Here is a 20418-nt window from a genome sequence, read left to right as displayed (position 1 = left end):
GCGGCGAGCGGCGTCAGCGTCCCAGGGCGAAGAACTCCGCGTTCGGCTGGAGCGCGGTCAGGTGCGCCAGCCGGTTGGAGGCCGCGAACAGCGCGGTGATCGACCCGACGTCCCAGATCTCCTCGTCGTCCAGCCCGGCGTCGCGCGCGGACCGCACGTCGGCCTCGCCGAACGCACCCGGGTCCCCGGCGAGCGCCAGCGCCAGGTCGACGATCGCGCGCTGCCGCGGCTCGAGGTCGCACCCGCGGGGATGGGTGGCGACGTGGTCGGCGAGCTGCGGGTCCTTCGACCGCAGGCGCAGCACGGCGCCGTGCGCGACCACGCAGTAGGGGCAGTCGTTGAGCCCCGAGGTGGCCACCACGACCAGCTCGCGCTCGGCCCGGGACAGACCGGGCTGCGCGTCGTCGTGGTCCATCAGCGCGTCGTGGTAGTCCAGGAACGCACGCAGCTCCGCGGGCCGTCGCCCCAGGGCCCGGAAGATGTTGGGGGTGAACCCGGTCCGCTCCACGACCGGTCGCAGTCGCTCGCGCAGGTCCTCGGGGAGGTCCCCGACCTCCACCGTGCCGAACCGGCTGACCGGGGTGTCGCTGCGTCGCATCGCCATCCGCCGACCCTAGACCGCGAGGGTGGCCCGCACGCGTCAGTCACCGGAGTGCTGGAAGTAGCGGTCGGTCACGGCGGCCTCGTGGCGGGTCAGCCGCGCCGACTGCGCGGGCGTCAGCCGCCACCGGTCGGGGAGCACCGTGCGGCAGCCGTCGCCCCGGCAGGCGTGGTAGCGGTCGTAGAGCGCGAGCATGGCGCGCATCGTCGCGGCGTGGGCCGGGTCGCGGTCCAGGCTGTGCAGCTCGAGGGGGTCGCGCAGCAGGTCGTAGAGCTCGTTCTCCCCGGTGCTGTAGCGGGTCAGCTTCCACCGCCCCAGGCGCAGTCCGCGCGTGTCGAGCGGGGTCCGGCCCAGGCCCTGGGCGTCGGCGTACGCCCCGAAGCCCATCATCCCCTCGGTGACCACCGCCCGGTCCCACCCGCGGTCCCCGCCGTGGACCACCGGCAGCAGCGAGGTGCCGTCGGCACCGCTCATCGTGGTGCCGGCCCACGCCGCGATGGTGGGCGCCAGGTCGACGGTGGTGGCCGGGTCGTAGCGCCGCCCGTGCGGAACCCCGGGGCCGGCGACCAGCAGCGGCACCCGCAGCGACGGCTCGTGGAGGGTGACCTTGCCCAGGCGCTTGCGGTGCTCGCCGAGGTAGAAGCCGTTGTCGGAGGTGAACACGATGACCGTCCGCCTCAGCTGGCCGAGCGCGCGCAGCCGCTGGAGCGTGCGGCGGACCTGCACGTCGAGGGCGTAGAGCGCCTCGGCCCGCTGCCGGGTCACGACGGTCTCGGCCCTCTTCTCGGCGGCGGTCAGCTCGGGCAGGCGTCGCACCCAGTCGGGCTTGTCCCGCACGTCGGCCTCGGCCGAGTGGGTCAGCGGCGTCCCCGAGCCGTGGGTGATCTGGGCGTCGAAGCGGCCCTTGACCCAATCAGGCCGACCCGGGGTGTCCCACTCGGTGAAGTCGCCGTCACGCCGCCGGGTCGGCGCCGGGTCGTCCTCCTCGACCGGGAGGCCGTGGTGCGGCGCGGTCGGCGTCCACCACACGAACCAGGGGCGGTCCTGACGGGCGAAGCCGCCGATGACGCTGCGGGTCTGCTCGGCGGTGACGTCGGTGGAGTAGCGGCCCGGGTAGGACCGGATCGCCCCGTTCACGTTCTGCACCAGGTGGAAGTAGGAGTAGGTGCCACCGCCGTAGTGCGGGTCCCCGTAGTCCCAGAGGTGGTCGCTGCCGGCGTACCACTGGTCCCAGCCGGGCGGCTCGTAATGCAGCGAGGGCCGGCCCGAGCGCAGGAACTGCTCGCCGTAGCCGTTGAGGTACTTGCCCACCAGGGCGGTGCGGTAGCCGACCCCCTGGAGCACCGTCGCGATCGTGTGCCGGTCGTGGAACGCGGTGAAGCCGTAGGGGTCGAGGTGGGTGTAGACGTGGTGGTTGTGGGTGTACTTCCCGGTCATGAAGCTGGAGCGCGAGGGGCAGCACAGGGGGTAGGGCGCAAAGGAGTTCTCGAACGTGAGCCCGCGGTCCTGGACCAGCCGGCGCACGCTGGGCATCCAGCGCAGGTCGTCGACCCGCATGTCGTCGGTCTCGACGACCAGGACGTTGGGGCGACGGGCGGGGGCACGCGAGGTGCCCGAGGCTGCCGTCCCGGTCCCACCGGTGGACTCCGCGGCCACCACGGCCGCCGCCTCCTCCGAGGCCGTGCCGGGTCCGGGCGCGACCCGGTCAGCCCGGTCGGGGGCTCCTCCCGACCCGCAGCCGGCCGCGACGCACCCCAGGACCGCCACCAGCACGACGGCGGTGAGCCGGCGACGTCGGGAGCGCGACAGGGACGACAACATGGGGCGGGGCGTCTTCACCCTGTAACTGTACTGAATTACTAGTTTTAACAGGTGCGGTGTCCGCCGTGTCGTCCGACGAGCTCGGCACACCCTGCTGGACGGCGCGCGGTCCGTGGGAGCATCCCAGCGCGGACGTCGGCACCCGACGCACCCGACGCAGGGACGAGGTGGGACCGGTGGGACACGACTGGCGCAGGATCGAGCTCACCCGGGGAGCGGTGGGGGTGAGCCTCCTCCTGGCCCCGCGCGCCTGGCTGCGCACCGGCTACCGCACCGAGCCGGACCACCGGGCCGTCGTGGTGGCCCGGGTCCTGGGTGCCCGGCACCTGACCCAGGCCGTGCTGTCCGGGGTGGACCCCAGCCCCGAGGTCCTGGCCACCGGGGTGTGGACCGACGCCGCCCACGCCCTCACCGCCCTCGTGATGGCCGGGGCCGACCGGCGTCGTGCGGCCGCCGGCGCGGTGAACGCCGCCGCGGCCCTGGTCTGGGGGGCCTGGGGCCACCACGACCTCACCCACGGGCCGGTCCCGCGGTCCTCCCACGACCGCCGACGCGACGCGATGGCGCGCTGGACCCTGTCGCGGCTCCCGGGCGGCGCGCCCCTGCTGCGCCGTGCCGGTGCGCGGCGAGGCTGACTCCTTCGCGCGCCTGCCTACCCTGGCGACCTCACCCACCGCTGGACTCCCAGCCCGACTCCCGAGGTCGCCCGTGCCCGAGCAGGACCCCCACACCACCCACGTCGAGCGTGCCGTCGAGCTCGCCCGCGAGAACGTCGCCGACGGCGGGAAGCCGTTCGGCTGCGTGGTCGTCGACCAGGCCTCCGGCGAGGTCCTGACCGAGGCGACCAACCAGGTCAGCCAGTCCGGCGACGTCAGCGCCCACGCCGAGATCGTGGCGATCCGCGAGCTGGCGGCGGGCGGGCGCACCGACCTGACCGGCTGCGACGTCTACATCACGGCGTACCCCTGCCCGATGTGCCTGGGGGCGCTCTACTACGCCGCCCCCGAGCACGTGTACTTCGCGGCGAGCCGCGAGCAGGAGGGCGAGCACTACGAGGACGGTGGGCGCTACATGAGCCTGGGGACCTTCTACGACGAGTACGCCAAGCCCGTCGCCGAGCAGCGGCTGCCGTTCACCCACGTCGACACCGAGGACCCGACCGAGCCGTTCCGGCGCTGGACCGCCCAGCACGAGGGCTGACCACCGCGACTGAGCCCGGTCCCCGGCGACCGGGCTCAGTCGTGGTGACGGGCCCGGTGCCGGGCCAGGACGTCGAGCCCGAAGTCGGAGCTCGGGTCGCGCCACACCGAGTGGGCGTGGTTGGCGCCGCGCTGGGTGTTGTCCCACTCGATCAGCAGCCGCGGGCCCTGCACGCGGTAGTAGTGCGGCGCCCCGGGCTCGGTCGGGCCGGCCCAGGCGAAGTGGACCTGGTCCAGCGCCGCCCCGTCGTACGCCGACAGCGGCGACAGCGCCTCGGGCACCCGGCCGAAGTAGGTGCCGAGCAGGTCGGTGAGCACGCCGCGCTGGTCGACCCCCAGCTCGTGGCCGGCGACCCCCCGCGGCTCGGCGGTGAGCTCGGTCGCCGCGTGGTCGGCCTCGTCGAAGTCGGCGGCGTCGTCGATCCGGTCGCTGAGGGCCTGGAGCTTGGCCTGCTCCTCGTCGTCGGGGAACCGCTCGTCGCGCCAGATCGCGGCCAGGGGCAGCACCCGGTCGCCCGCGGAGACGGTCGTGCGGTTGGCGGTGACGAAGTCCGAGGGGGCCTTGGGCAGCAGGACCGCCCGGGACGCCTGGGCCGGGGTCAGCGAGCGCACCAGGTCGCGGGCGAGGTCCTCCACCCGGGCCAGCGGGCGGTTGACGGCCCCGCCCAGCAGGGGTGAAGACGCCGGGTCGGCGCCCATGAAGCACGGCGTCGTCGAGACCAGCACGCCGTCGACGACCAGGTTGTTCAGCGAGACGTGGTGGCCGCCGAATCGCCAGCCCCAGGGGCCCGCGCCGCCGGGCTCGCCGAAGACGCGCAGGTAGTACAGCCCCGGGTCGCGTCCGCGCTCGCGGTCGAAGCGGGCGGTGAAGCCCTCGACCTGGTCGAGCACGTTCTCCAGGCCCATCGTGGTGGCCACGGTGACGTAGCCGGCCGCCGACAGCCCGGTCGAGACCAAGCGCATCGCGGCCCGCTGCTGCGCCGGGCGCTGCTGGTGCACGGTGAGACCGCCGTGGTCGGTCGGGGTGTAGAACCAGCGCCGACGCTCGGCGTCGTCGGCACCGTCGACCGGCACGGCCCCCCGGGCGAGGGCCAGCTGCTGCTCGTCGAGGCCGGCCAGCCAGTCGGCCGCCGCCCGCGCCATCGTCGCTGCGGCCTCGCGGGCAGCCGCCTCCGTCACCCCGGTCGTCATGCGCCGAAGTCAACCAACCACCCACTGGCGCCCACAACCGGTCGTGCCCTACCGTCTGCGTGACCCACGCCACACCACCCGACATCAGGCGACACCACGCCGAGCCGGCCCCCACCGGTCCGCGCCCGGCCCGACCACAGGAGACCCCGTGACCACACCCACCGACGACCGCCGCGACCTGCTGACCGTGATCGCCTTCATGAAGGCGGCCCCCGGCAAGGAGGACGAGCTGCGCCGCGAGCTCGAGGCGCTCATCGCACCGACCGCGGCCGAGGACGGGTTCGTCAACTACGACCTGCACGAGAGCGTGGAGGAGCCCGGGAAGTTCTTCTTCTACGAGAACTGGGAGTCGGCCGAGAAGCTCGACGCCCACCTGGCCACCCCGCACCTGGTGCGCTTCGCCGGGATGATCGGCGACCTGCTCGACGAGGACGGCCTGAACATCAACCGGCTGCGCCGGATCGCCTGAGGCTCAGGCGTCGCGGACCCGGCCCGGGGCCGTCGCGACCGGCGTCACCACCGACGTCGCGGCGGCCCGGGTCGGGACCTCCGCCACGGCCGGTCCGCTGGCCTCGCCGTCGCCGGCGGCCAGGCGTACGACGTCCTCGGCCGGCACGGTGCGCATGTAGGCGGTCTCGGGCGTGACGAAGTAGCAGACGACCGCGCACCACCCGCTCTCCCGCAGGCGCCACAGCGCGATCTCGCCGACGAACCACCGGGAGTCGACCCGGACGGTGCACGCGGGTCGGCGGTCGGCGGGGTAGACGATCTCCGTGGTCGGACGCACCACCGGTGACCACCCCCTCTTCCCGAGACGTCATCGGCAGGTCTGGCCTCTGTATACCCCACCGCCCGTGACGCGGGGACGGCTCAGGCCTCGCGGTCCACCGCTCGGGCGGCCACGCCGTCGTCGGTGCAGAACCCGGCCCCGCTGCGCTTGAGGCAGAGCAGGCCCACGAGGCGGCCGCCGGCGTCGACCACGGCCCGACGACGCGCGCCCTCGGCGGCCATCGCGCGCTGCACCTGCTCCAGCGGCGCCTCCGCCGGGACGGTGCGACCCTCGAGCCGGGAGGACGGGAGCGCCCGCGCGTCGAGGCCCGGAGCGACGGGCCCCTGCGCGAGGTCGTCGCGGGTCAGCGTGCCCCGCAGCAGCCCGTCCTCCACGAGCAGGAGCAGGTGGACGTGGGAGTCGTCCAGGGCCGCGCGGGCGTCCGCCAGCGTGAGGGTGACGGGGTGCAGGTGCGGGCGGGTGATCATGACCTCGGCCACGGTGCGGGCGTGGGCGGTGCTGGTCACGCCGGCCCCCGCAGGTCGGGCCGGTCGGTCGGGCCTCCAGTCGACGGGGTGAAGCGGGCGGCGACCTCGTCGGTGAGAGCCGCCTCGACCCGCGCGCATCGCCGGGAGCATCGGGGGCTCGAGGGCGTCGAGCTCCGCCGGCGTGCACCAGCGGACCTCCGTGGACTCGTCGTCGGCGACGTGGGCCTCGCCCGAGCGCCACGTGCAGGCGAAGGTCAGGTCGAGGTAGACGCTGCGGTCGCCGTTGGGGTAGACGACCTCGTCGGTCACCCCCACCCGGGCGAGCCGGTCGACGGTGATGGTCACGCCGGTCTCCTCGAGGGCCTCGCGGGCCGCCGCGACGGCCGGCTCCTCCCCCGGGTCGACGATGCCGGTCACCGGCGTCCAGGTGCCGTCGTCGCTGCGGCGCACGAGCAGGACCTCGGGGTCGGTCCCGGGGTTGCTGCCGGGGTTGGCCTCGACGCGCGGGCCCCGGCGTACGACGGCCGTGACGCCGGGCAGCCAGAGCAGGTCGTGGCCCACGCCGCGACGCAGCTCGAGGATGAAGTCCGGGACCGCCACGTCCTCGAGGCTAGCGGGCCCTCACCGGCGCAGGTGCGCCCGTGGGCTGGTCCGGGTCGGGTCGTGGGCCAGCCACGCCTCGAAGCCCCGCGGGTCGCGACGCTGCAGCGCGTCGAGGACGGCGGCGCGCACCCCCACCAGCACCGCCGTGCGGACCGGACCGGGGTGCGTCGCCAGCTCCCGGGTGGAGGTCGACCACAGCCGGACCAGCTCCCGGGTGGGCGTGTCGGCGTCCACGACCGACGTGGTCGGCGGAGCTGCCTGCCCGGCCAGGCCGGCCTGGCCGGGCGGGCTCGTCGCGCCCGCCGTGCTGGGGGCCACGGGCGTGCCCGGCACGGCCGGCCGGTCCAGGGACCTCACGCCCCACGCCACCACCGGGGGGGCCGTCAGCGCCAGGACCACCCACAGCACTGCCGCGCTCGGCCCGAGCAGGGCGACCGCCCCCGGCAGCACCGGGACCAGGCCACCGACCGCCAGCGACGGCAGCACCGTCGGCAGGGGCGACCGGCCCTCCGCCCAGACGGTGGTGCCCGCCAAGAACTGGACCACGAGCCAGGTCGACCCGGCCGTGGCCACGACCACCACCGGGGCCATGGTCAGGGCCGCACCGGCGGCGCCGACGGCACCCATCGCGGTGGCGACCACCGACCAGGTCCGCCGGTAGCCCGCCCGCGCGCTGACGTCCAGGACCAGGATGCTCACCGACCTGACCACCCCCGCCAGCCCAGCCACCCCTGCCACGCCAGCCACCCCGGCCACCTCCGTCTCCACCTCGATCGGGCCGGGCGCCTCCGGGCCCACCCGCCGGGTCCGGACCGCCCGTCGGTGCCAGTCCAGCGTGTGCTGGCCGCGACCGGCAGCGGTCCTGGTCCCGTGGGGACGGGACCAACAGCCCGACCTCCACCCGCAGTCACGGGTGCCAGGGCCACCCGGCCCGGGCAGGTCGTCAGCCCGGGGTCTCCGACGGGCCCGGCATGCGCAGGAACCGCGCCAGGACGTCGCCGCCGGCCGGCGTCAGCACCGACTCGGGGTGCCACTGCACCCCCTCCACGGGGTGACGGCGGTGCCGCAGGCCCATCACCAGCCCGGACGGGCTGCGGGCGGTGACGACGAGGTCGGGCGGGAGGGTGGTCTCGTCGACCACGAGGGAGTGGTACCTCCCCACGACCAGCGGGTCCTCGATCCCGCTCAGGACGCCGGCCCCGTCGTGGTGGACCAGGCACGGCTTGCCGTGGGCCGGGCGCGGCGACCTGACGACGCGGGCGCCGTACGCCACCGCGATGGCCTGGTGCCCCAGGCAGACGCCGAGGAGCGGCGTACGCACCCCCAGCCGGCGTACGACGTCGATGCTGGTCCCGGCCTCCTCCGGGGTGCCGGGACCCGGCGAGACCACCACGTGGGTGGTGCCGGTGTCGGCGCACAGCCGCTCGAGCTCGTCGAGCGTGAGCTCGTCGTTGCGCACCACCTCGGCCCGCGCGCCGGCGGCCGTGGCGTGCTGGACCAGGTTGTGCACGAACGAGTCGTAGTTGTCGACGAACAGCACCCGCGCGCGATCGGCCAGGTGGCTGCGGCGCGGCGTGACCGAGCCGCGGGCGCGGGGCCCGGGAGCACCGGCAGCTCCCGGTGCGCCGGGACCGCGGCCGAGCTCCCTGCGCAGCCAGCCGGCGACCGGTCCGACGGGCCACGTCCCGACGCCGTCCACCTCGGTCACCGGGACGACCGAGCGCAGCGCGTTGACGGTCATCACCTCGCTGGCCCGGGCGAGGTCCTCGACCCCGAGGGCCCGCTCGACCAGCGGGAGGCCGACGCGGTCCAGGAGGGCTCGGACGCGCTCGCGGCCGGTCCCGGGCAGCTGACGGCCGTCCAGGACGGGGGCGCAGACCTGGTCGTCGACGACCGCCAGCAGGGCGGCGCGGCCGGTCTCCAGGACGGACCCGTCGCGGTCCACCACCAGCTGGTCGCGCTCCACCGGCAGCGTCCCGTCCAGCTCCGGCCGCGTCCCCCACTTGTGCCGCCCCAGGCCTCCGACCACCACGAGCGGGACCAGGGTGGAGGTCGCCGGGGACGGGCCCAGCGGGGAGGTGCGCACCGACGTCCGCACCTCGCCCGCGGCGTCCACGTCGAGGTCCAGACGCAGCCGGTGGCGGCCGACGAGACCGGCGGCGTGCCGGACCAGGAGCTCCGGCAGGTCGTCCCCCGGGGCCACCCCCCACAGCGCCCGGGTGCTCGCCGTCAGGCGGGCCAGGTGCGGGGCCGGGTCGACCAGCAGACCGTCGTGCACCAGCAGGGTCTCGAAGACCGCGCGTGCCTCCTCGCGGGCCGGGCCGTGACCGACCCGACCGGGCGGGGCGGGGTCGACGGCCTCGAGCAGCCCCGGCTCGAGCCGCGACCCGAGCGCGTCCAGCAGCGGCACCGCCTTGGCGAAGCACTCCGCCAGCTCGGCGCGGGGGTCGGAGTCGTGCACGATGCCGCCGCCGACCCCCAGCCAGACCCGCCCGCGGGCGATCTCGAAGGTGCGGATGGCGACGTTCAGCTCGGTCCCGGAGTGCGGCCCGACGTGGCCCACGGCCCCGGTGTAGGCCTCGCGCGCGGTCGTCTCCAGCTCCGCGATCACCTCGGTCGCGGCGATCTTCGGGGCGCCGGTCACCGATCCCGGTGGGAAGGACGCCCGAAGCAGGTCGCCGTCGGTGACACCGTCGGCCAGCCGGGCGGCCACGTCGGAGACCAGGTGCCACACGGCGTGCCGCTCGAGCCGGTTGACCGCCAGCACCTCCACGCTCCCGGGCTCGGCGACCCGGCCCAGGTCGTTGCGCACGAGGTCGACGATCATCACGTTCTCGGCCCGGTCCTTGCCGGACCCGACCAGGTGGCGCGGGTCGGTGGTCAGCGGCGCGGTGCCCTTGATCGGGCTGGAGACGACGTCGCGGCCCTCCCGGCGCAGGAACAGCTCGGGCGAGAGGCTGGCCACCGCGCCGTCCGGGCCGGCGACGAAGGCGGCGTACGCCGGGGCGAGGGCGTCGACCCCGCGGCAGAACAGCGCGAGCGGGTCGCCGGCGAAGGACGCCTCGAGCCGCGCGGTGAGGTTGACCTGGAAGACCTCGCCCGCGGTGATCCGGCGCACGACCTCGGCCACCGCCTCGACGTGCTCCTGCGGCGACGGCGTCATCGCGAAGGGGCCGGTCGAGAAGCCGGCGCCCGCGGACCAGCGCGGCGGGGCGACCCGCGCCCGATCGAGGGTGGCGAGGAAGTCCTCGGCGCGTCGACGCTCCTCCTCGGGCGGCCCCAGCCCGGTCAGCTGCTCGAACCACCACTGCCCGTCCACCAGGCGCAGCACCCGGTCGTGGAACCCGATCCGGTGGCTCGGCTGCGGGACCGGGCGCGGCGGGCTGGCGACGGCCGTCCCGACCTCGGCGCCGAGCCGGTAGCCCCACACCCCGATCCAGCCGCCCCCGAACGCGTCCGGGTCCGCCGTCCCCTGGGCCGGGACCGGCAGGTCGAAGGCGGACTCCGCCTCGAGGAGGGGGTCCCAGGTCACCAGGGCCCGGCCGAGGTGCCAGCTCCCGACCAGGGCGGCGAGGCGGTCCACCGGGGGCAGCCGTGCCAGCAGCTCGGTGGGCCGACCGAGGTCGTCGAGCGGTCGGCGTACGACGCCCGTGGGCAGGGGGTGCTGCACCGGCCGATCATCGCAGCGTCGAACCCGCGCCGACCAGTTCACCGAACCCGCTCCGCCCGGGCGTCCCTTATGTCCTAATTGAAGGACCGCCTCGTCCGCACCGCTCCCCCGGAGTCAGCCCATGTCCGTGCCCCAGCTCCGCCCGCACCTCCGGACCGCCGGGCGCACCGGCCTCCTGGGCGTCGTGGCCCTGACCGCGACCCTGGCCACCGCCACCGGCGCGGTCGCCAGCTCGTCCCCGGTGGACGTCACGGAGGCCGGGTCGACGGGAGGTGCGGGCACGACCGTCCTGCTGCGCACGCTGTCGGTGGTCGCGCCGACCGCGCCCGCCCCGGTGGCGGTCCCGAAGGCCGCGGTCGACACCAGCGCCAGCGGGCTGGAGGGGTTGGCCGCCTACGTCCCGGCCGACTCCTGCGACCCGACGGCCAAGCCCGGGACCGCCCGGCTCGGCGAGCTCCTGGAGGCGACGTACGCCGGCTCCAGCTACGGCATCGACCGGACCTGCGGGACCGACCCCCTGCCGACCAGCGAGCACTACGACGGTCGCGCGGTGGACTTCTTCCGCAACGCCCGGGTGGCCGGGCAGAAGGCGCAGATCGACGGGCTGATCTCGTGGATGCTGGCGCCCGACGCGGCCGGGCGGCCCTACGCCAACGCCCGCCGGCTCGGGGTGATGTACCTGATCTGGAACAACCGGATCTGGGGCTCCTACCGGCCCTCCGACGGGTGGCGTCCCTACTCCTCCTGCGCGTCGCACCCCGAGGCGGCGTACGACACCACCTGCCACCGCAACCACCTCCACGTCTCGCTGTCGTGGGAGGGCGCGATGGGGCGCACGTCGTTCTGGACCGGCCGCGCCGCCACCCCCGACTTCGGTCCCTGCCGGGCCGCGGACCTGAACTGGGCTGCGCCCTACCGGGCCGCCAACCCCACGCGCTGCCCGTCGTACGCCAAGGTCAGCCCCGAGGCCGGGTCCTCGGCCCTGCACCGGACCCTGGTCACCTACTCCGGGATGCGGCTCGCGAGCGGGTCCACCGGACCGGTCGTCCGCGCGGTCCAGCAGGCGGTCCGCGCGAGCGTCGACGGCTCCTTCGGCGCCGGCACCCGTACGGCGGTCAACGCCTTCCAGACCGCCCACCACGTCCCGGTCAGCGGCGTCGTCGACGAGGCCACCTGGAGGGCCCTGCTCGCCGCCACCGCCCCCGGCACGACCGCCACCCCGACGCCCACCCCGGCACCCGCGCCGGTGACCCCGACCACCCCGACGACGGCACCCACCACCCCGGTCACCCAGCCGGCCAACCCGCTGCGGGCCTACCGCGACGTGGTGCTGCGCCGGGGGTCCCGCGGACCCGCGGTGGTCGCCCTGCAGCGACGGCTGCACCTGACCGCCGACGGCTGGTTCGGCCCCCGGACGGCGACCGCGGTCCGCACCTTCCAGCGACGCCACCACCTGCCCGTCACCGGGGTCGTCAACGCCCGGACGTGGCGCGCGCTGGGCGCCTGAGCAGCGCGCCCACCCCACGGGCGGCGCCGACAGGGGTGCCGGGTCAGTCCGACCGTCGCCCGAGCCAGAGGCAGACGCCCCCGACCGCGAGCAGCGGCAGCATCCACAGGGCGTCCTGCCGGTAGAAGCCGGTGACCGCCTTCAGCCCGACGCCGATGACCAGCACGAGGCCCACCACCGTGAGGACCTTGGACGCGGTGGACTGCGGCGAGCCCACTTCTGGGCCCGGCGTCGTCACAGTCCCCGCCGCAAGGTCTCGGAGAACCGCCTCGCCGGCCCCAGCGCGGGGGCGGACGAGGGTCCCACGGGGATGAACCCGGCCATGGTCGGCCGAGTGGTGAGGAAGTCCCCGACGCTCAGCGCGACCGTGCCGCGAGCGGTGTCGTGGGTCACCGCCAGCTGCATCTGGGTGACCAGTCCCCCGGGCCCGGCGGCCCGCACGGCGATGCGGCCGCCCTGGGCGTCCTTCACCGAGAAGCTGGTGTGCATCATCCGCTTGGAGCCGGTCGCCGCCAGCTGCACCAGGTCGACGAGCTGTTCGAACGTCAGGTCCGACGTCGTCTCGAACTCCACCTCGCGCTCGACGCGCTCCCTCAGCTTCGCCACGTCACGTGACCTCCCCGTCATGGGGCACCGGCTCGTCCGGGCCCTCGGCTGGGTGCAGCCAACCAGCGGGCGGCGCCGGACGGCACTCCCTGGAAACGGGGGCGACCACTCCCCGGGAAGAGGGTGCCCGGGGTCTAGCGGAAGGTGAACCAGGCGCCGAGCAGACCCGGGAGCAGCCCCACGACCAGCCAGACGGTCACCGGGGAGCGCCGGTGGATCATGAACCCGACGGCGACGGCCAGGACGCCGATGACGCCGGCCATGACGTTGGCGCCCACACGGGCGTCGAGCCGGCCGACCGGCGCGAAGTAGCCCACCGCAGCGGCCCCCAGCGCCAGGTGCAGGATCGTGGTGACGGCCAGCACCGACATCACCCAGGTCTGCACGCGGGTCAGCGACTCGCGACTTCCCTGGGACCGCACGTGGTGGGCGTGCAGGTCGGCCGGGTCGAGCAGGTGCCGGGGCCGACGGGGGGCGACGGTCTCGAGTCGAGCATCGTCGCCGGTCATCAGGTCTCCAGGGGCTGGGCGTCGGGTGTCCTCGCCGGGCCCATCGTACGGCGGGTCGGCAGGCCCGCCGTGCAGCGGCCCGCGTGCCTGCCGACGTCCGCCTGTCCGGTCGCGCCCGCGATCGCTAGTCTCGGCCGGTGCCCACCCTCACCCGTGACGTCCGTGCCCTCGCCGTGATCCTCGGTGGGTCCGGTGTGATCCACCTCGTCCGCCCCCAGACCTACGAGCCGATCATGCCCCGATGGGTGCCGGCCCACCGCGAGGTCGTCCTGGCCAGCGGCGTGGTCGAGCTGCTGTGCGCGGCAGGACTGCTGCACCCCCGGACCCGGCGTACGGCGGGCTGGGCCAGCGCCGCGCTGCTCGTCGGCGTCTACCCGGCCAACCTCACGATGGCCGGCGACGCGCTCGCGGGCGACGACCGACGCTTCCAGGCCGTCGCCCTGGGCCGCCTGCCCCTCCAGCTGCCCCTGGTCCGCAGTGCGCTGAGAGCAGCGCGCGCCTCGGGCTGAGGGGCCCGGTCACCCGTCGTCGCGTCCGGGCCAGCCCGGGTTGCGGCGTCCCATGCCCTCGGTCTCCCACCAGGGCCGCTGCAGCGCCGGCTCCGGCGCCGCGGGCCCCGGCACGGGCGCCGCCACCAGGTGGCGCGGTCGGTCGCGGCCGGTCTCCTGCGAGGCCCACCGGAAGAACAGGATGACCACGATCGGCAGGGTCACGACCTCGGTCAGCGCCAGCATCAGGGTCCCGGCGGCGTGCACGGCCCCGTTGGGATCCGTGGAGCCGGCGAGCAGCCCGGTGCCGCCGGACCGGTCGAAGTAGCCACCCGCGAGATGGGTGGTCGTGCTCATCACCGCGATCCCCGGGATGGCGTCGAGCAGTCCGTCGGCCGCGGAGAACAGCAGCGTGAGCGGCTCGGTGCACCACGCCGGCAGGATCTCGGCCCCGAGCACCGGCAGCGCTGCCAGGCACCCCACGACCAGCATCAGCAGGTAGACCAGGTCCAGGACGGTCCCGTCGCGCAACGCGTCGCCCAGGACGCCGGTGAACAGGACCACGAGGGTGACCGTCACCGCCAGCACCGCCGAGACCACCGGGAAGGTGAGCACCCGCACGGGCAGCGACGCCAGCACGCGCTCGAGGCGGGCCCGCCCCCTCCCCGGGAGCGCGGCCCGCGCCAGCCCGACGGGATCACCGAGCGCGATCCCGACGGGGGCCAGCGACAGCAGCAGCGTGAGCTGCGCCAGGAGCGCCCACAGGTAGGTGTGGTCGTACGCCGCCAGCGACGACATCGTGCACAGCGCCACGCCACCCAGACCCACCACGGCGAAGAGGACCGTGCGCGTGCGGGACCAGGTCCCACCCCGGCGGCGCACGGCCAGGACGCCGGCCAGGTAGACCAGCAGCGCCACGACCAGCCCGGCGAGCACCGGCACGTCCAGGCTCCAACGACCCACCGCCGTGGCGAACGTGTACGGCGTGCTCCTCACCACGCCAACGTACCCACGACGCGCCGCTCCGCCGCCTCCTCGGCCGGACGCGCGGTCAGGCCCGCGTCAGGTCGGCGTACCCCACTCGCCGCGGGATGTGCCACCATCGACCGACCAGTCGCCGCACGGGCCCTGGAGCGCACGCCGGAGTCCGGGTGGTGGCACGCCCGCTCGTGGCGGTGAACGCACCGGGGTGACCGGCGGTCGTCACCAGCCGGCAGCGCCTGAGCCCTGGCACGGCAGCGCCGTGCGTGCCGTGCCAGGCCCGGGCGGCGCGCACCTCGCTGGCTCCTCGTCGCCGGGGAGACAGGGGTGCACGCCCAGGAGCTACTTGACCTTCGCGCCGAGGAACTCGACCGTGCGCGACCACGCCGTGGCCGCGTCGTCGGGCGAGTAGGTGCCCATCTTGTCGGCGTCGTTGTTGAAGGCGTGCGCGGCGTCGTAGTAGAAGAACTCGACCTCGGCCCCGGACTCCTCGCGGATCTGGGCCTCCTGCTTCTTGGCGTCCTCCACCGGGTAGAAGTCGTCCTTCTCCCCGTAGTGGCCCTGCACCGCGGCGGTGAGGCCGGTGTAGGTGTCGGGCACAGCCGGGCCGACCCCGTAGAAGGGCACGGCGGCGCTGACCTTGTCGCCCTGCTGCGCGGCGAGCATGAGGACGAAGCCGCCGCCCATGCAGAACCCGACCGCACCGACCGTCTCCGACGTCACGGCGTCGTGCCCGAGCAGGTAGTCGACCGCCCCGGCGAGGTCGCGGGCGGCACGGTCCACGGGCAGCTCCGTCATCATCTGGCCGGCGTCGTCGGTGCCGTGGGCGACCTTGCCCCCGTAGAGGTCGGGGGCCAGGGCGACGAAGCCCTCGGCGGCCAAGCGGTCGCAGATGTCGACGATGTGGTCGTCGAGGCCCCACCACTCCTGGATGACGATGACGCCCGCCCCGGAGCCGGACTCCGGTGTGGCGAGGTAGCCGTGGGCCTGGTCGCCGTTGCTCGGGAAGGAGACGTTCTGACGTGTGTTCTCTTCGTTCTCGTGGGTCATGACGCCGAGCCTAGGGGGCCGGTCGAAGTGTCGCGCGGCGATGTCGACGCTCGGTCCGAGGCAGGTCAGCGGCCGAGCAGGTCCAGGGCCGCCCCGGCCACCGAACCGGCGTCGATGCCGTGCAGGTGGTAGGCGTCGGGCAGGCTCGAGGACTGGCCGAACTCGCTGACGCCCAGGCAGCGGATCCGGTCGCCGCGGGCGCCGGCGAGGAAGGCCAGCGTGTGCGGGTGGCCGTCGAGCACCGTCACCAGCGGCGCCGGGTGCGCCGCCGGCAGCAGCAGGTCCAGCACCCCGCTGCCCCCGGCGGTCCGGGAGCCGCGCTGCTGGAACGACCGGAACACCAGGTCGGGGCTCGTCAGGCAGACCACGCCCGCAGTGACGCCCTGCGCGCCCAGCAGCTCGGCCGCCTCGAGGACCTCGGGCATGATCGCGCCCACCCCGACCAGGGTGACCTGCTCGGTGCCCGGGTCGTGGTCGGTGATCCGGTAGCCCCCGGCCACCACCTGCTGACGTCGCCGCTCGGCCAGCGGCTCGGGCTCGGGCACCCGCGCCAGGGCCGGGTCGACCGGGCGCGTCGAGAGCCGGAAGTACGCCGAGGTGCCCCCGGGCACGCCGACCCGGTCCATCGCGTGCAGGAAGCACCACTCGAGGTCCTGGGCGAACGCCGGCTCCCAGGCCACGCAGCCCGGCTGCTCCAGCCCGATCGACGGTGTCGAGACCGACTGGTGCGCCCCGCCCTCCGGCGCCAGGGTCACCCCGGACGGGGTGCCGACCAGGATCGACTGGCCCCCGGCGTACATCCCGAACGACCAGGGCTCCAGCGCCCGACCCACGAACGGGTCGTAGAACGTCGCCACCGGGATCAACCGCTCACCCCACCGCGACCACGTCGCCCCCAGCTCGCCCAGCAGCCCGACGGTGTTGACCTCCGCGATCCCCAGCTCCACGTGCTGCCCGGTCTGCGACTCCGACCACCGCAGCACGCGCTCGGCGTCGTCGGCGAACCAGTCCCGACGCTCGGTCACCGACCACACGCCGGTCTTGTTGATCCACCCACCCAGGTTGGTCGAGGACGCGACGTCGGGGCTGCAGGTGACCACGCGCGCGGCGACCTCGGGGGCGTCGCGGACCAGGTCCGACAGCAGCCTCCCGAGCACCGCCTGGGTCGACACGGTCTTGCGGTGCGGGTGGCCCAGCGAGGTCGGCACCCGCAAGGGCCCCGTCGTGCTCACCGGCACCCGACGCAGCACCTCGCCCCGCCGTCGCGCCAGCGCGGCCGCGTCGGAGCCCGCCTCCAGCGGCGCCCAGGGGTCGTCCAGGTCCGTCCCGCAGGCCCGGGCCAGCGAGGTCATCTGGGCCTCGTCCAGCAGCGCGGAGTGGTTGTTCGGGTGCCCCTCGGTCGGCAACCCGCGCCCCTTGACCGTGTAGGCGAACACCACCGTCGGCCGGTGGTCGTCCACCGCGCCGAAGGTGTCGACCAGCAGGCCCAGGTCGTGACCGCCCAGGTCGCGCACCGCCTCCACCAGCTCCTGCGTCGACAGGGAGTCCAGCAGGGCGCGCAGCTCCGCGGAGGCACGGGTGCCCAGGACGCGGTCGCGGACCTCCGCCGGGTCCACGCGCAGCATCCGCTGGTACTCCTCGTTGGGCATCGCCTCCAGCCGCCGCCGCAGCTCGGCGCCGCCGGGCCGCTCGAACAGCGCCGAGACCAGCCGGCCCCACTTCAGCGTCACGACCTGCCAGCCGGCGGCCTCGAACATCGCGGCGAGCCGCTGCACGGCGATGTCGGGCACCACCCGGTCCAGCGACTGGCGGTTCATGTCCACGACCCACAGCAGCTCCCCCAGGCTCGCCACCTGCGGGTCGGCCACCGCCTCCCAGATCGCGCCCTCGTCGAGCTCCGCATCGCCCAGGAGGGCGACGAACCGCCCGGCCGGCGGAGCGTCGGGGAACTGCGAGCGCACGTAGCGGTGCGCCATCGCCGCCCACAAGGTCGCCGTGGCCCCGATCCCGACCGAGCCGGTCGAGAAGTCGACCGTGTCGGGGTCCTTCGACCGCGAGGGGTAGGACTGCAGCCCGCCCTTGGCCCGCAACGTCGACAGGTACGCCGGGTCGAGGTCACCCAGCAGGTAGTTGATCGCGTGCAGCACCGGCGAGGCGTGCGGCTTGACCGACACCCGGTCCAGCGCGGTCAGCTCGTGGAGCCACAGCGCCGTGCAGATGTCGACCATCGAGGCCGACGACGCCTGGTGCCCGCCGACCTTGACGCCGGTGTCGTTGGGACGTCCCCGGTTGGCGGCGTCGACGATCGCTGCCGAGAGCCAGAGCACGCGGGTCGAGAGCACCCGGAGGGTCTCCAGGTCGGCGGTGGTCTGCCCCTCGGTGCGTCCGGTGCCGTCGTCCAGGGTGGTCATGGGTCCTCCTCCTCGGTCCTCGGGGCACGCCCCAGGACCTCCTCCGCCGACCAGCGCGGGTCGGCGCCACGGTCGGGCCCCAGGTGCCGGTTCGGCGGTGACGTCTCGCCCAGGAGGGGGACGGCCCCCCGGGGAAGGCGACCGTACGCCGCCCCGCCGTCGTCGTCGACCCGGGGTGCCCGTGGGACGGGTCAGTCCGCGTCCAGGACCGAGGGCGGGAGCTCGAGGTCGGGGACGAGGTCGACCAGCATGCCGCGGACCCGTCCGTCGATGTCGGCGACGATCCGACGCACCGTGGCCTCGTCCTGCCCGCCGGGGTCGGCGACGGGCCAGTCGACGTACGTCACACCGAGGACGTAGGGGCACTCCTCGCCGCAGCCGAGGGTGATGGCCATGGTGCTGGCGGCGATGGTGTCGCGGGTGAGCAGCGTGGGCCGCTCGGCCGAGGTGTCGAGACCGAGCTGCTCGAGGACGTCGGCGACCTCGGCGTGGACGTGCTCACCGGGCTGGGTGCCGGCCGACAGCGCCCGGACACGACCCTGGGCGTAGTGCTCGGTGAGCAGGCGGCCGATGACGGACCGCCCTCCGTTGCGGACGCAGGCGAAGACGACCTGCGGCACGGGCTGCCGGGGGGCGTCGGAGGTAACGGTCATCGCGTGGCTCCTGCGGTCGTGCGGTCGGCGAAGAACCGTCGCGCCCAGAGGCTGACGTAGACCAGGCCGACCAGCGCCGGGACCTCGATCAGGGGCCCGACGACACCGGCCAGCGCCTGGCCGGAGGTGACCCCGAAGACGCCGATCGCCACGGCGATGGCGAGCTCGAAGTTGTTGCCCGCCGCGGTGAAGGAGACGGCGGTGGCGCGCTGGTAGTCGAAGCCGAGCGCCTTGGTCAGCACCATCGACCCGCCCCACATCAGCGCGAAGTAGGCCAGCAGCGGCATCGCGATCCGGGCGACGTCGAGGGGCCTGCTGGTGATGGTGTGCCCCTGGAGGGCGAAGAGGATGACGATGGTGAAGAGCAGGCCGTAGAGCGCCGCGGGCCCGATCCTGGGCAGGAAGGTGGACTCGTACCAGTCGCGTCCCTTCGCCCGCTCACCGAGCGTCCGGGTCAGGAACCCGGCGAGCAGGGGGATGCCGAGGAAGACCAGCACGGACTTGGCGATGCCCCACACCGAGACGTCGAGGTGGGTCTGGGCCAGGCCGAGCCAGCCGGGGAGGACCTGGAGGTAGAAGTAGCCGAGCAGGGCGAAGGCGAGGATCTGGAAGACCGCGTTGATCGCGACCAGGATCGCCGCGGCCTCGCGGTCGCCGCAGGCCAGGTCGTTCCAGATCAGCACCATCGCGATGCACCGGGCCAGGCCGACGATGATCAGCCCGGTGCGGTACGCCGGGAGGTCCGGCAGCAGGAGCCAGGCGAGGCCGAACATCAGCGCCGGGCCCAGCACCCAGTTCAGGAGGATCGAGGTGCCGAGCAGCCGGCGGTCGCTCGTGACGTGCCCGAGCTCGTCGTAGCGGACCTTCGCCAGCACCGGGTACATCATGACCAGCAGCCCGATCGCGATCGGGAGCGACACCGAGCCGACCTCGACCGCGGCCAGCGCACCGTCCAGCCCGGGGACCAGGCGGCCGAGCAGGAGCCCCACGACCATGGCCACCCCGATCCACACCGGCAGGAACCGGTCGAGGGTCGAGAGCCGGCCCAGGACGTCACCCTCGGTGACGTCGGGCGCGCGGGTCTCGTGGACGGTGTCGCTCATGGGGTGACCTCGGCAGTCTCGGGGGCGGTCCGGCTGGGGACGAACAGGTGGGCCAGCGCGGCCATGGCCTCGGGGCGGGCGAGGTAGAAGACCCAGGTGCCGCGCTTCTCCCGGTCCAGCAGCCCGGCCTCGTGGAGCACCTTGAGGTGGTGGCTGATGGTGGGCTGGGAGAGGTCGAAGTGCGGCAGCAGGTCGCACACGCACGCCTCCGCCCCCTGGTGGGACAGCACCAGCGAGAGCAGGCGCAGCCGGGCCGGGTCGGCGATGGCCTTCAGCATCGGCACGACCCGAGCCGCGGCCTCGGCGCCCAGCGGCTCAGAGGCCAGCGGGGTGCAGCAGGCCAGCGCCGCCTCCGCGTCGGGCAGGTCTTGGCCGCGGGAGGTGGTGGCACCCACCCGTCGAGGCGCGGGGGGTGCGATTGAGTTCGACACCCGTCGATCTTGACACACGTCGATACGTGCGGCGTCATCGGTGCGTCATACCCCCTGGGGGTATGCTCGGCGTCGCCCGCACCTCCCGAAGGAGATCCCGTGTTCCTCGTCGACGCCCTGAAGACGACCGGCTCGATGACCTGGCAGATCGCCTGGTCCCTGATCTTCGGCTTCACGCTCTCCGCGGTGGTCCAGGCCGTGGTCCGCCGGGAGACCGTCTCGAGGATGCTCGGCGACGACCGCCCCGCCACCCTGCTCAAGGCCAGCGGTCTGGGCGCGGCGTCCTCGTCCTGCTCCTACGCCGCCGTCGCGCTGGCCCGCTCGCTGTTCCGCAAGG

General features: G+C 74.6%; 22 protein-coding genes. 6 read left to right on the top strand and 16 right to left on the bottom strand.

The annotated features are described in order from the left end of the window. Positions 1-13: 13 nt before the first annotated feature. The gene (locus ACYVDA_RS14505) at positions 14-604 is read right to left on the bottom strand and encodes a peroxidase-related enzyme (protein ID WP_460819112.1); all 591 of its coding nucleotides are present in this window, start codon (positions 602-604) and stop codon (positions 14-16) included. 36 nt (positions 605-640) lie between these two features. Further along, on the bottom strand, positions 641-2440 hold the full coding sequence (locus ACYVDA_RS14500; protein WP_460819111.1) for a sulfatase family protein: 1800 nt from the start codon (positions 2438-2440) through the stop codon (positions 641-643). A 158-nt stretch (positions 2441-2598) separates the two neighbouring features. Here ACYVDA_RS14500 and ACYVDA_RS14495 point away from each other — a divergent pair, with 158 nt between their 5' ends. Beyond that, positions 2599-3057: a hypothetical protein gene (locus ACYVDA_RS14495; protein WP_460819110.1), complete on the top strand. Its 459-nt coding sequence runs from the start codon at positions 2599-2601 to the stop codon at positions 3055-3057. Positions 3058-3130: 73 nt separating this feature from the next. After that, positions 3131-3622, top strand: a complete 492-nt coding sequence (locus tag ACYVDA_RS14490) for a nucleoside deaminase (protein WP_460819109.1) — start codon at positions 3131-3133, stop codon at positions 3620-3622. A 35-nt stretch (positions 3623-3657) separates the two neighbouring features. Here ACYVDA_RS14490 and ACYVDA_RS14485 read toward each other — a convergent pair whose 3' ends face one another. Further along, entirely contained in the window at positions 3658-4812 is a 1155-nt protein-coding gene (locus ACYVDA_RS14485) for a DUF3500 domain-containing protein (protein ID WP_460819108.1), read from the bottom strand. A 148-nt stretch (positions 4813-4960) separates the two neighbouring features. On the opposite strand from ACYVDA_RS14485, the gene ACYVDA_RS14480 reads away from it, so the two are divergent. Further along, a complete protein-coding gene (locus ACYVDA_RS14480; protein ID WP_460819107.1) occupies positions 4961-5281 on the top strand; it encodes a putative quinol monooxygenase in 321 nt (106 codons plus the stop codon). Between the two features lie 3 nt (positions 5282-5284). Here the strand turns inward: ACYVDA_RS14480 and ACYVDA_RS14475 are convergent, their stop codons facing one another. The 4 genes from ACYVDA_RS14475 to ACYVDA_RS14460 all read right to left on the bottom strand — a co-directional run bounded on the left by ACYVDA_RS14475 (position 5285) and on the right by ACYVDA_RS14460 (position 10342). Further along, complete coding sequence (locus ACYVDA_RS14475) at positions 5285-5599, bottom strand: hypothetical protein (RefSeq protein WP_460819106.1); 315 nt, start codon at positions 5597-5599, stop codon at positions 5285-5287. A gap of 83 nt (positions 5600-5682) precedes the next feature. Continuing rightward, complete coding sequence (locus ACYVDA_RS14470; protein WP_460819105.1) at positions 5683-6669, bottom strand: NUDIX domain-containing protein; 987 nt, start codon at positions 6667-6669, stop codon at positions 5683-5685. Positions 6670-6690: 21 nt separating this feature from the next. Further along, positions 6691-7371 (bottom strand): hypothetical protein, encoded by a 681-nt coding sequence (locus ACYVDA_RS14465; RefSeq protein ID WP_460819104.1) that lies wholly within the window; start codon positions 7369-7371, stop codon positions 6691-6693. Positions 7372-7615: 244 nt separating this feature from the next. After that, a complete protein-coding gene (locus ACYVDA_RS14460) occupies positions 7616-10342 on the bottom strand; it encodes a chorismate-binding protein (protein ID WP_460819103.1) in 2727 nt (908 codons plus the stop codon). Positions 10343-10463: 121 nt separating this feature from the next. Between ACYVDA_RS14460 and ACYVDA_RS14455 the strand changes: the two genes are divergently transcribed. Beyond that, a complete protein-coding gene (locus ACYVDA_RS14455; protein WP_460819102.1) occupies positions 10464-11849 on the top strand; it encodes a peptidoglycan-binding domain-containing protein in 1386 nt (461 codons plus the stop codon). A 43-nt stretch (positions 11850-11892) separates the two neighbouring features. Here ACYVDA_RS14455 and ACYVDA_RS14450 read toward each other — a convergent pair whose 3' ends face one another. The 3 genes from ACYVDA_RS14450 to ACYVDA_RS14440 form a co-directional block, all read right to left on the bottom strand. Then, positions 11893-12087: a hypothetical protein gene (locus ACYVDA_RS14450; protein ID WP_460819101.1), complete on the bottom strand. Its 195-nt coding sequence runs from the start codon at positions 12085-12087 to the stop codon at positions 11893-11895. After that, entirely contained in the window at positions 12084-12455 is a 372-nt protein-coding gene (locus tag ACYVDA_RS14445) for a hypothetical protein (protein WP_460819100.1), read from the bottom strand. Before ACYVDA_RS14445 ends, ACYVDA_RS14450 begins: the two co-directional genes overlap by 4 nt. A gap of 134 nt (positions 12456-12589) precedes the next feature. Further along, positions 12590-12964, bottom strand: a complete 375-nt coding sequence (locus ACYVDA_RS14440; RefSeq protein ID WP_460819099.1) for a hypothetical protein — start codon at positions 12962-12964, stop codon at positions 12590-12592. Positions 12965-13101: 137 nt separating this feature from the next. On the opposite strand from ACYVDA_RS14440, the gene ACYVDA_RS14435 reads away from it, so the two are divergent. Continuing rightward, on the top strand, positions 13102-13473 hold the full coding sequence (locus ACYVDA_RS14435) for a DoxX family protein (protein ID WP_460819098.1): 372 nt from the start codon (positions 13102-13104) through the stop codon (positions 13471-13473). A 9-nt stretch (positions 13474-13482) separates the two neighbouring features. On the opposite strand, the gene ACYVDA_RS14430 is transcribed toward ACYVDA_RS14435, so the two are convergent. From ACYVDA_RS14430 to ACYVDA_RS14405, 6 genes are all read right to left on the bottom strand, one after another. Then, positions 13483-14448, bottom strand: coding sequence for a cytochrome c oxidase assembly protein (locus tag ACYVDA_RS14430; RefSeq protein ID WP_460819097.1), 966 nt, complete (start codon positions 14446-14448; stop codon positions 13483-13485). A gap of 327 nt (positions 14449-14775) precedes the next feature. Then, complete coding sequence (locus ACYVDA_RS14425) at positions 14776-15483, bottom strand: dienelactone hydrolase family protein (RefSeq protein ID WP_460819096.1); 708 nt, start codon at positions 15481-15483, stop codon at positions 14776-14778. 65 nt (positions 15484-15548) lie between these two features. Then, positions 15549-17894: a transketolase-like TK C-terminal-containing protein gene (locus ACYVDA_RS14420; RefSeq protein WP_460819095.1), complete on the bottom strand. Its 2346-nt coding sequence runs from the start codon at positions 17892-17894 to the stop codon at positions 15549-15551. 191 nt (positions 17895-18085) lie between these two features. Further along, the gene (locus ACYVDA_RS14415; RefSeq protein ID WP_460819094.1) at positions 18086-18547 is read right to left on the bottom strand and encodes an arsenate-mycothiol transferase ArsC; all 462 of its coding nucleotides are present in this window, start codon (positions 18545-18547) and stop codon (positions 18086-18088) included. After that, positions 18544-19650 (bottom strand): ACR3 family arsenite efflux transporter, encoded by a 1107-nt coding sequence (gene arsB / locus ACYVDA_RS14410; RefSeq protein ID WP_460819093.1) that lies wholly within the window; start codon positions 19648-19650, stop codon positions 18544-18546. The genes ACYVDA_RS14415 and arsB overlap by 4 nt, the downstream gene beginning before the upstream one ends. Then, entirely contained in the window at positions 19647-20045 is a 399-nt protein-coding gene (locus ACYVDA_RS14405; protein ID WP_460819092.1) for a metalloregulator ArsR/SmtB family transcription factor, read from the bottom strand. The genes arsB and ACYVDA_RS14405 overlap by 4 nt, the downstream gene beginning before the upstream one ends. A 135-nt stretch (positions 20046-20180) precedes the next feature. On the opposite strand from ACYVDA_RS14405, the gene ACYVDA_RS14400 reads away from it, so the two are divergent. Then, positions 20181-20418, top strand: a 238-nt coding sequence (locus ACYVDA_RS14400) for a permease (protein ID WP_460819091.1), incomplete at its 3' end; no start/stop codon positions are given.

The organism is Nocardioides korecus (assembly GCF_054778395.1).
The sequence above is the reverse complement of the archived record's forward strand: the minus strand, read 5'-3'. Positions and strand labels throughout refer to the sequence as shown.

Coding starts and splice junctions, on each gene's coding strand:
- ACYVDA_RS14505 (WP_460819112.1), bottom strand. CDS start 604: ATGGCGATGCGACGCAGCGACACCCCGGTCAGCCGGTTCGGCACGGTG.
- ACYVDA_RS14485 (WP_460819108.1), bottom strand. CDS start 4,812: ATGACGACCGGGGTGACGGAGGCGGCTGCCCGCGAGGCCGCAGCGACG.
- ACYVDA_RS14455 (WP_460819102.1), top strand. CDS start 10,464: ATGTCCGTGCCCCAGCTCCGCCCGCACCTCCGGACCGCCGGGCGCACC.
- ACYVDA_RS14440 (WP_460819099.1), bottom strand. CDS start 12,964: ATGACCGGCGACGATGCTCGACTCGAGACCGTCGCCCCCCGTCGGCCC.
- ACYVDA_RS14425 (WP_460819096.1), bottom strand. CDS start 15,483: ATGACCCACGAGAACGAAGAGAACACACGTCAGAACGTCTCCTTCCCG.
- ACYVDA_RS14420 (WP_460819095.1), bottom strand. CDS start 17,894: ATGACCACCCTGGACGACGGCACCGGACGCACCGAGGGGCAGACCACC.
- ACYVDA_RS14415 (WP_460819094.1), bottom strand. CDS start 18,547: ATGACCGTTACCTCCGACGCCCCCCGGCAGCCCGTGCCGCAGGTCGTC.
- arsB (WP_460819093.1), bottom strand. CDS start 19,650: ATGAGCGACACCGTCCACGAGACCCGCGCGCCCGACGTCACCGAGGGT.